General features: G+C 66.9%; 13 protein-coding genes. 1 reads left to right on the plus strand and 12 read right to left on the minus strand.

All coding sequences use genetic code 11. The annotated features are described in order from the left end of the window. Positions 1–4 precede the first annotated feature (4 nt). The 11 genes from DMB42_RS51835 to DMB42_RS55845 form a co-directional block, all read right to left on the minus strand. Positions 5–1,351 carry a tyrosine-type recombinase/integrase gene (locus DMB42_RS51835; RefSeq protein ID WP_260478440.1) on the minus strand — a complete coding sequence of 449 codons (1,347 nt, stop codon included), beginning with the start codon at positions 1,349–1,351 and terminating at the stop codon, positions 5–7. After that, positions 1,351–1,554: a helix-turn-helix domain-containing protein gene (locus DMB42_RS51840; RefSeq protein WP_125649497.1), complete on the minus strand. Its 204-nt coding sequence runs from the start codon at positions 1,552–1,554 to the stop codon at positions 1,351–1,353. The genes DMB42_RS51835 and DMB42_RS51840 overlap by 1 nt, the downstream gene beginning before the upstream one ends. Further along, positions 1,555–3,114: a helitron helicase-like domain-containing protein gene (locus DMB42_RS51845; protein ID WP_260478441.1), complete on the minus strand. Its 1,560-nt coding sequence runs from the start codon at positions 3,112–3,114 to the stop codon at positions 1,555–1,557. It lies immediately after the preceding gene. A gap of 44 nt (positions 3,115–3,158) precedes the next feature. Next, positions 3,159–3,362 (minus strand): hypothetical protein, encoded by a 204-nt coding sequence (locus DMB42_RS51850; protein WP_125649502.1) that lies wholly within the window; start codon positions 3,360–3,362, stop codon positions 3,159–3,161. Continuing rightward, positions 3,359–4,786 (minus strand): FtsK/SpoIIIE domain-containing protein, encoded by a 1,428-nt coding sequence (locus DMB42_RS51855; RefSeq protein WP_125649506.1) that lies wholly within the window; start codon positions 4,784–4,786, stop codon positions 3,359–3,361. Before DMB42_RS51855 ends, DMB42_RS51850 begins: the two co-directional genes overlap by 4 nt. A gap of 84 nt (positions 4,787–4,870) precedes the next feature. Further along, positions 4,871–5,182, minus strand: coding sequence for a hypothetical protein (locus DMB42_RS51860; protein WP_125649509.1), 312 nt, complete (start codon positions 5,180–5,182; stop codon positions 4,871–4,873). Next, a complete protein-coding gene (locus DMB42_RS51865; RefSeq protein ID WP_125649512.1) occupies positions 5,179–5,445 on the minus strand; it encodes a hypothetical protein in 267 nt (88 codons plus the stop codon). Before DMB42_RS51865 ends, DMB42_RS51860 begins: the two co-directional genes overlap by 4 nt. After that, positions 5,445–5,870, minus strand: a complete 426-nt coding sequence (locus DMB42_RS51870; RefSeq protein ID WP_125649515.1) for a plasmid replication, integration and excision activator — start codon at positions 5,868–5,870, stop codon at positions 5,445–5,447. The genes DMB42_RS51865 and DMB42_RS51870 overlap by 1 nt, the downstream gene beginning before the upstream one ends. 122 nt (positions 5,871–5,992) lie before the next feature. Beyond that, positions 5,993–6,709 carry a GntR family transcriptional regulator gene (locus DMB42_RS51875; protein ID WP_125649519.1) on the minus strand — a complete coding sequence of 239 codons (717 nt, stop codon included), beginning with the start codon at positions 6,707–6,709 and terminating at the stop codon, positions 5,993–5,995. 287 nt (positions 6,710–6,996) lie between these two features. Continuing rightward, positions 6,997–7,329, minus strand: coding sequence for a hypothetical protein (locus DMB42_RS51880; protein ID WP_125649522.1), 333 nt, complete (start codon positions 7,327–7,329; stop codon positions 6,997–6,999). Continuing rightward, the gene (locus tag DMB42_RS55845) at positions 7,326–7,505 is read right to left on the minus strand and encodes a hypothetical protein (protein ID WP_260478438.1); all 180 of its coding nucleotides are present in this window, start codon (positions 7,503–7,505) and stop codon (positions 7,326–7,328) included. Before DMB42_RS55845 ends, DMB42_RS51880 begins: the two co-directional genes overlap by 4 nt. Before the next feature lie 362 nt (positions 7,506–7,867). Between DMB42_RS55845 and DMB42_RS51890 the strand changes: the two genes are divergently transcribed. After that, on the plus strand, positions 7,868–9,091 hold the full coding sequence (locus DMB42_RS51890; protein WP_125649527.1) for an XRE family transcriptional regulator: 1,224 nt from the start codon (positions 7,868–7,870) through the stop codon (positions 9,089–9,091). Here the strand turns inward: DMB42_RS51890 and DMB42_RS51895 are convergent. Continuing rightward, a complete protein-coding gene (locus tag DMB42_RS51895) occupies positions 9,069–9,599 on the minus strand; it encodes an NUDIX hydrolase (protein WP_125649541.1) in 531 nt (176 codons plus the stop codon). The two genes, DMB42_RS51890 and DMB42_RS51895, sit on opposite strands and share 23 nt — an antisense overlap. Positions 9,600–9,816: the final 217 nt, after the last annotated feature.

Genomic DNA, 9,816 nt, shown 5'->3' on the forward strand with positions numbered 1-9,816 from the left:
ACGGCTATGACTCTCCCCAGAGTGCGGACGCCAGGCGCGCCCCCGCGTCGCGCATCAAGGGTGTGGATACGTGGGTGTACCGCTCGGTGGTCGTGACCCTCGTGTGGCCGAGAACCTGTTGGACGACACGGATATTCACACCCTGCTCGATGAGGAGTGTCGCGGCGGTGTGCCGGGCGTCGTGGACCCGGACGTCCCGGACGCCGGCCTGATTGAGGATGGCTTTCCAGATCTTCCAGTCCTCGGTGCGTTCGATCGGTGTGCCGTGCTTGGTGGCGAACACCAGGTTGTGATCTTCCCAGCGGTCCCCCGCCTTTTCACGCTCAAGGTCTTGGATCTCGCGGTGTGCCTTCAGTTGGGCGAGGAGTTCAGGTGGGCACTGGAGGGTGAGCTTGCTCTTGCCCTTGCGTTGCCGGAAGACCAGGCCGCCGCCCGTCCGCTTGAGGCACTTGTCCGCGTGGCCGATGCAGTCCTTGAGGCAGGGCCGCTTGTAACAGACGTGGCCCGCTTGGGTGCAGTCCGGCTTGCAGCTTGGCCGATGGCCGTGGATCTTGCATTTCTTGTGGCACGGCCGGCGGTGCCACTTCTCGCCGCAGGTGTGCGGGTCGTCGCAGCCGTGCCGCCACTCCTGGCGCTGCACCTGGAACCAGGCACGGATCTCACCCGTCTCCATGTCGATGTACGACCAACGCAGTCCAAGCGCCTCGCCCTGGCGGATGCCGAGCGCCAGCGCGACAGACCAGCGGGTCCCGTTCCTCTTGGTTCTGGCGACGTCGAGGATGCGGCGGGCCTCCTCGCGCGTCAGTGGCTCGATCTCGGTTTCCGCGGCCGCGGGCGCCTCCACGAGGGTTGCCACGTTCCGGGTGACCTTGTCCCGCCGGACGGCCACCTTGAGGGCGCGAGAGAGGATGCGATGCACCTTGAGGACCGTGCTTGTGGACAGCCCCTTGTCGAGCATGGTCGTGTACGCCGTGTCGAGGTGTTCCGGGGTGAGCCGGTTCAGCCGGTGCCGGCCGAGAAGCGGGATGATCCAGTGACGGGTCTTGGATCGGTAGTCCGCCAGCGTGCGCGGAGCCATCTTCCCCGAGGCGACGAGTCGTTCACAGATCACGTCCAGGTACTCGGTCATCCACTCGGCGACCGTGGGAACCCGGCCCGGCTTGGTGACCTGCCCGGTCTCGCGGTTGCCCTCCAACTCGGCGACCTTGCGGGTTACCTCGGCCTCCGTCTTGGCCATCCGGTGACGACGGTCAGGTGAGCCGTCGGGCTTGATGCCGATGGTGACCCAGCCGTGCCAGTAGCCGTCCTGCCCGAGGTAGATGGAGGAGCGCCCGTTCGGCTTCTTCGCCATCACGCCGCGCCCTCCTCTCGTACGAGTCCGGCCTTGAGCTCCAGAGCCCGAGCGAATTCGATCAGGGCCCAACGGGGAACGAGGCGGTAGCCGTCGTCCTTGATGGACTGGAGTTCGCCGCTCTTGATGAGGCGGAAGACTGCGGTCCGGCTCATGCCGAGCAGTGCGGCCGCATCCTTTGGGCGATAGAACAGGGGCTCCATCTATGCCGCCTCCTCTCGGATCTCTGATGGATCTCGACCGTCTGCCTGGGCTTGGAGCCTGGCCATGTGGGCTCGCCACCGTTGGCGTTCGGCGACGGTGCGCAGGAGGCGTATGGCGAGTGGTGGCACGTTGGCGTCTCCGGCCGGGACGGGGCGCCAGATGTAACGGTGTGGGTCGGTGGGTTCGTCGGCCTGGCCGAGGGCTTCCAGGACCCAGGTACGGCGGTCCCGCTTGTGCTCGGCCAGCGTCTTGTTGGACCACTTCCTGGAGACCAAGACCCGGCGGCCGGCGTAGCCGAGGTGTTCAGGCTTGTGTGCCTTGCTACGGCACTGTCCCGGAGCCATCCCCGCCTTGGCGTTCTTGGGCTGGACGCCATAGCGCAGCCAGTTCGGGCAGGACGGCGAGCAGGGTTCGTAGCGCAGGGCATCGACCATGCGCGCGGCATGCTCGCGCTGGGCCTGGCCGCCGTCGAGGCCGTCGCCGATGGACTTGGTCAGGTACTTGGACAGATACCGGATGCACTGATCGGCGTCCGGTGTACCGGCGAGAACACCTTGCACGTCCACCTGATCGCCGAAGCGCAGAACGTGGAGGGGTTCGGCGTCCTCGTCCAGAGCGTCAAGGGCCTCGTCCCAGGTGGGCAGTACCTCGCCGGTAGCGGGGTCGAGGTAGCCGGCCTCCTCGTCCCAAACAGACGGATGATCGCCGTCGAAGACGACTTCGTCAGCCTGTGGCCACCACACCTGGTGATACGTGGCCGCAGCTATCTGCCTGATCTCCGCGCGCGGCAGGGTCCCCCGGATGGCCATGTGCAGGTGCGGCGCGAGCCGCTTCTGAGGCTCCACAGAGGCGAAGTACTGCACGTCATAGCCCGCGACCCGGCGAAGGTTCTGCACGAACCGATCCACCAGCTTGGAGAAGTGCAGCGCGTCCCGGGCAGCGCGCCGGTAGTCGTAGGTGTCGGGGTCGATCGGGACGCCGTCGCGGACCTTGCCGTAGCTGGGCAGGGTGAGCGTGACGAACAGCGACGGCCGGTAGGTCTTGCCATCGGTGCTGGTGAAGGTGCGTCCAAGGGTGGTGTTGGTCATCTTGCGCTTGGGCAGGTCGGGGGCGTCCTGCCGCCGGCGGGTTGATCGGGTGCGCTTGGGCACCGCGGATCCGGTGACGCTGCCACGCATGCCAGCGGTGTTGATCTCGTCATCGAGGCCGGACAGGACGGCGTCCAGGTCGGTCGTGTCGTCGCCGGCCTGTTCGGCGGCATCCCGTCTGGCCTGCATGTCGGCGCGGAACTCGATCAGCCAGCGCTGTTCTTCGTTCGGCTCGTCGGGTGTGATCGTGGGTTCGATGTCGAGGTGCCAGCCCTCGCGGCATTGGGCCATGCGGAGCTGCCGGTTGCGCTTGGCACACGGCGGGCACTTGCTGGCGAGGACAGCCCCGCACGGGACGTCGATGATCTCGGACTTGCCGGTGACGATGTCGAGCCGCCGCAGCGGGACGGGCCGGATGCAGACGCCGTGGAGCTTGGCGACCTCCACGAGTACATCTCGGGCCATTGGCATGGCTTGGCGGATGGCTCGGGGTAGGGCGCGGTCGTGCGGATGGGTCACGCGGTCCTCCCTTCGTCGATGGTCTCGGTCATCACGGCGCAGAGCCGGTAGTGCTCGTGGGAGGGGGAGGCGTGGACGTGAGGCTGGTAGAGCTCGAAGACCCGCATACGGGGCAGATCACGGGCGGTCAGCAGGACCAGGAGGGGGCGACCGGCGACCCGGCCGATTTCGTCGGCGGTGCCGTGGAAGCAGATCTTCACGCGGCCTCCCCGTTCGGGGCGTAGGCGTCGACCATGGCGCGGATGTCGTGATCGGAGACGTAGGCGGCGCGGACCCGGACGGGTTCGGGGCTGGCTTCCAGCCGGACGTAGCCAACACCTGCACCCAGTTCCGGGACAGTTGAGATGCGGTCGGCCAGGGCGCCCCGGTCGCGTGCGCCGTCGCCGAGGACCATGTCCACCTGCTCGGACTCATCGAGCCGGAGGGCGATCTTGTCGGGGAACAGGTTGCGGATGTTCATGACCTCTTTGCGCGGGTCCTGGAGCGCGGCCATGACGCCGACACCGACCGCGCGGCCTTGGGTGGTCAGGGTGGCCAGTGCTGCGGAGATGCGTTGCCGGAGTTGCCGGTCGGACTGGTAAGCGGTCAGGAACGCCACCTCGTCAACGACGACCAGGACGAACGGATCAACCATGGTGGGGGTGTGGGAGCGCTGGAGTCCGGCGAACCGAGCCGCCCGCTTCTGCATGACGCACACGGCTTCGTCCAGGAGGTCGGCGCACTCTTCGGGAGTGGCCGCGTACCGATCGCCGAACAAGGCGCGGCCGTAGGACAGCTCCATGAGTTTGGGATCCAGCGCCCACAACTCGACCAGGCCCACGCTGGCGGCAGGGAGTAGGGAACGGATGACGGACCAGATGATCGACCCCTTGCCGGCCCCGGTCGCCCCTGCGACGAGGACGTGGGTGCCGTGCACCTTGAGTCGCCATGGCCGCCCGTCCTCGCCTTTGCCGATCTCGACCGGTCCCACTGTCGGCTCGTTCGGTATGGCGAGCGCCGGCAGGGGAGAGGCGAGTGGATCGCTGCGTGGGAAGGTCAGCGTCAGCCGCCCGGCGTGAGACAGCGCCACGCGGCACGACTTCGCGCCGAAGCCATGGGCCAGGTGGTCGGTGCGATCGGCCCAGTCCTTGACGGCTTGGCCCTTGAGCATGCGCACGGTGACCACGTCGGCCCACGAGGTACAGGTGACCTTGCCCAGCCGGGGCAGGTAGTCACGGCCTCGGATGTGACGGCCGAGACCGGAGACGATCATGACGGGTTGCCAGTGTCGCCGGTAGATCCAGACGAGTCGCCACCAGGCCAGCAGCCGGTAGCCGACGAGACGGGCGAAGGACGGTCGGTCGAGGAACGCCCAGGAGGCCAGGGCCATGACGACGGTCCCGGACAGGGACGCCGCCACGGGCCAGCCGTAGACATACCAGAGAGCGCCGAGGGCGACGAGGATGGCGGTCGCGATGGGGTGACGCCAGATCGTACGGACGAGCCTGGCGACCGTGCTACCGATGAGGATGACGATGGTCAGGATTGCGGGTGTCTTGACCACGGTCGGGCGGAAGACGACGGCCGTGTCGGGCGTGGTGGAGACGAGGTTGCGCGCCTCGTCGCCAGGCAGCCGCTTGAACATAAGCTTGGAACCTCTCGTGATGTGGAGTCAGGGGAGAACCGAGGGGCCGCCGGAAGTTGCCGCTTCCAGCGGCCCCGCCTCACGTCAGGTCGCCGGGTCGGTGGCGTCCTTGTCGGCCTGTTCGGTGTGCAACTGCTCGCATTCGGCCAGGTAGCGGGCGGCGGCGTTGAAAATCTCGCGGGCGGTGTTCAGGTCGGCGTCGGTGACCGGCCCGGCCCCCGTGGTGGAGATGTGGACGTTCGCCTCGTGGGAGTAGAGCTCCAGGTACGGGCGCGGCCTACTGAGCAGGAGACCAGCGCGAACCTTGAGCGTGGGCGTGTGGAAGGAGACGCAGACGTGCGGCGTGGACTCCGGCTCCAGTGACACGGTGACGTAGGTGTACGGGCGGTCACTCATGCTGCGACCCCCTTGCCGTCGGGCAGGCCGTAGAAGCTGCGCTCGATGGATCGGGCGAAGCGGTTGGCTGCGTGAGCGAGCTGGCGGGCGAACTCCAGATCCTCCACCGTCACAGGTCCGTTGGTGGTGACCAGGACGGAGGTGGCACCGAAGTCGAGCGCCAGGACGGGCTCACGGCGGGCGAACGGGTGGTTGAGGATGCGGGCGCCGTGCCCGGTGGTCAGCCGGATCACGCTGTTGCGCGGGGTACGGCGTCGGGCCATCAGGCGGCGTCCTTTCCGGCCGAAGCCTTGTTCTGAGCGGGCTGGGCAATCTGGCGAGGCGCGTACATCTCGCGAACCTTGATCGAGTACGCGAGGCGGCCGGCTGCGTTGACGTAAGGCGTGATGGCGATGCCGTTGAACTCGTCCGGCGTGAACGGCAGCCCCGGCATAGGTTGCGGCGGCACGGGCTGGACCGGGGCCAGGATCTTGACCGCGACGGTCTTTTGGGTGGGCTTGAGGGTCGGGTCACCGTCCATGACCGCGACCTGCCAGACCAGCTCTGCGGTCTGCTTGTCGCGGGCCTGCACGAAGCGACCGTTGGACGAGGCGTCGAAGTCCTTGACGGGCTCGACCTCGCCGACGATGTAGCAGCCGTGCGGGAAGACCATGGTGTAGCTGACGGGAATGGGTCCCTGGATTGCCATGTGGTTCCTCTCGATAGCGGTGGAGAGCCCTTCGTTCGCTCGTCCACTTGTCCGCATGAGTTGAGAGTAGGCTGTGGCCACTCGTCCGCACAAGTGGTTGAGCCGGAGTGGCGCGGTAAGAATTACCTCACCTTGTAGACATCCTCAAGCTCATGCAGGCTGCCAGGCAGCGCCAGACTCATGGCCAACAGGACGTTCCCCGCAGGGTCGTGCACAGTCGCCGTCACGCCGAGCACCGGATTGGCCGAGCCCAGCAGCTCCGCCTCGTCCTTCGTAGGCTTACGCGCGGACAGCCGCTCGGTGATGCGATCGAACCTCACGTGCTTGACCGCCTGGAGGTGCTTGCGAATGCCGCCCCGCAATGGCTCGGCCTTGTCCAGGTCGGTCCCCACTGCGATCTCCAGCGGTACCCACACTGTCTCCACCGCCGAGACGAGATCCGCCTGACGAGCTACCCGCTTGCGAACGATCACCGGCGTACGCTCGGCGACCCCGAGCAACTTCGCGACATGCCGAGGCGCCGGAACCCGCGCCACCTCAACAAGACTGTCGGCGCTCTCTCCCTGCTCAGCAGCACCCAGGCCCGGACGGACGGTCTCGGCCTCGCGTTCCGGCCGGCCCTTCACGAACGACCCGCGCCCGTGCTCGCGCTCGATCCACCCCTGCATGGCGAGCGTCTGAAGCGCCCGCACCACCGTGGTGCGCCCCACGCCCAGCTCACGAACAAGCTGCGTCTCGGAGGGCAGCATGTCGCCGGGGGCGTACTCGCCCGACTCGATGCGCTCCTGGATCGCCTGCATGACCTGCGCATATTTCGGTGGGGCGAAGTCCATGCTCATGTTGGCCGTCCGTTCACTCTTGCGCTTGTCCGCATAAGTACAGTACCGGCTGAGCCAAGACTTGTCAGGCCATGATTAGGACTCAGAACGCCCCGCCAGGAGGCGTACACACTCCTCGCAAGCGCTCGCGACGGTCGGCATGAACGGCACCTGCCAATCGCCGATCACCACGAGCTGAATCGTCTCGCCGCACAACGCCTTGAGAGCGCCACGCACAACCGCATGCTGCACGAGCGAGAAATTGCGACGCTCCGTCCCCACCCCGCACGACACCCGCAGCCCGGTCATTACTCGACCCCATCGACAAGATCGTCGATCAACGCCGAATATGGCTGCGTCCTACGCAGGTCCGAATAATGCATGGAGATACGACGAGCGGCCCGCACCGGATCAACCGCCGGATGCCAGGCATAGATGACGCGACGACGAGCGACATTCCAGCCGGTCCGCCACCAGTAGTGACGACCGTCGCACCACACGACCAGCCCGACCCAGACCGACACCAGAGCGAGCCCGTACCCGTCATGGACATCCGCGCTGACGCCGTTCTGCTCCAGCGCTTCCCGGAGCAGTTCGGCGGAACGACGCGGATCGATCGAGATCACGACGGGGGCCGTCATTCGGCCACCCGCTCGAACCGCACCGACCCTGCCGCGTCGAGGTAGGCCCGGAAGATCTCACGCCGGGTGGCCTCGTCCGGCACGGCCCCGAACCCGTAGACGCTGTGGACGATCCGCCCCACCACCGCGCCGGCGTCCACCGACATGCCCCGCATGGCCTTGCGCAACTCATCCATGGCAGTCGCCTGGAACGAGCACGAACCGCACGTCCCCAGTTCCTCACCGAGGCCGGACAGAACCCGGACCTCCCACTCGAACGCCTCGCCGGCGCCAGGACCGTGCTCGGCCCCATCGCAGTGAAGGCACTCAGTGGTGACCGACGAGGCCGCACCCAACCGCGACGCCGCCACATGCCCACGACGGGTGACGATCTTCCATCCCCGCCCCTCGCATTCTTCGCACCTGACTGGAGTTGTCATGCGGCAGAGCATGAATGGACCAACCGTTTATACATATCCCACGGCGATATACCGCCGAGGCATATAGAGTCCGCCGCACAGCAATGCACAATCTCGGAGTACGAGTTCCGGAGGGTCGCATGCGCGCGAGTGGTTTCCATCCGATCAAGCTCCCGCCATCGGTATGGGAACGCGACGATATGCGAGAAAGCCTGAAAAACCGCGACATCGCGGGACTGTTCCGCCTGGTCGCCAAATACGGCGGAATCAGTCAGGTCCGCATCGCATCAGCAACCGAAATCGCCCAGCCCCGCGTCAACAAGATCTTCAACGGAACGGCCGGCCCCATCGAAGAGCTGGCCGTCTTCGAACGCATCGCCACCGGACTGGGCCTGCCCGACCACGCCCGCATGCTCCTCGGCCTGGCCCCGCTCGACACCGCGTCCCCGACAGGAGACCTCGACGACGAGCACCAGGAGCAGACCGACGAACTCACCGCCCGCCTGGAGGCCGCCGCAGCCGTCGACGACACCATGGTCATGATCCTGCGGACGGACACGAACAACCTCCGCCTCCAGGACCGCCGACTCGGCAGCGTCGCCATCGCCGACAAGATGCACGCCCAGATGGCCCAGATCGAACGAGCCCACCGCCACGCCGTCCGCCCACGCATCCGCGTCCAGCTCGCCCACCTACTTGCCGAAACAGCTTCGCTGGCCGGTTGGCAGGCCATCAACACCGTGGCGCTCAACGACGCGTGGAACCACTACGAACGCGCCAAGGCCGCCGCCCGCGAAGCCGAGGACGCCGCCGTCCTGGCCTACGTCTCCGGCGAACAGGCGTACGTCCTCATGGACCTGGGCCGCCCCGCCGAAGCCGCCGAACTTCTCCAGCACATCCACGCCACCCACCGCGACCGCGTCCCCGCCCGCCTCAGAACATGGCTCGCCGCAGCAGAGGCCGAAGCCGCGGCCATCCTCGGCGACGAAGACGCATGCCGTCGCGCGCTCGACCAAGCCGCCCTCGTGCTGCCGGAAGGCGACGGTGACCCGGGCATGCCCTACCTGTCCATCAACGTCCACCACTTCGCCCGCTGGCGCGGAAGCTGCCTACTCCGCTTCGGCGACCCCAGCACCGTCGAGGACCTACGCTGCTCACTCGCCGGGATGGACGGCACCTACAACCGCGCCGAAGCAGGTGTCCGCTGCGACCTCGGCCACGCCCTGCTCGCGGCCGGCGAACCTGAAGCAGCACAGCCCCACATCCAGCGCGCCAAGCAGCTGGCCACCATGACCGGCTGCCGCCGCCAACGCCGCCGCATCGAAGAACTCTCGCGAGCGGTCAACCGCGCTCTCGGCCGTTGAGCCGCTGCTGAGCCTGAAGCAACCCGATCAGCGTCCCCGACGTCCAGATGTCCCCGCGGGCGATCATGTCGGGGATCTCGGCCATCGGCACCCACTCGATCCGATCGGCCTCCACCTCGCCCTCAGGCTTGCCGACCAGCTCGGCGCCATGCACCAGGAACAGGATGTGCTCGGAGTCCACCATGCCGGCCATCGGCTGATAGCTCACCAGATGCTCGACCCGCTTCGGCCGATACCCGGTCTCCTCCTCCACCTCCCGCACCGCGGTCGCCATCGGATCCTCACCGGCCTCGACCAGCCCGCCGGGAAGCTCCCACCCCCACCGGTCGAACACGAACCGATGCCGCCACATCAGCAACACCCGATCCTGCTCATCCACGACGACAGCGATGGCAGCCCGATCCAGATGCACCACATGATGCTCGAACCGCTCTCCGCCGGGGATCTCGACATCAGCCATCCCGAGCCGGATCCACCGGTTGTCATAGATCAACCGCTCGCCATGCACCACCCAGCGCGTCAGCTCAGCGTCATCAGCCACACCGCGAAGCTACCTGCCCACACCGCCGCCGTACACGTACTTCCAGATGACAGCTGAGATGTCTGGTCTCACTTGATGCTTGACGCTTTGGCATCGGATGATGCTTGACACTCCTAGCTGATCTTTCGCTTCTTAGTATGCGCCTGAGACTTGATCCGAGTGATCTCCTGGGTGGTGGTTCGGG

The organism is Nonomuraea sp. WAC 01424 (genome assembly GCF_003947315.1).
Taxonomy (GTDB): Bacteria; Actinomycetota; Actinomycetes; order Streptosporangiales; family Streptosporangiaceae; genus Nonomuraea; species Nonomuraea spiralis.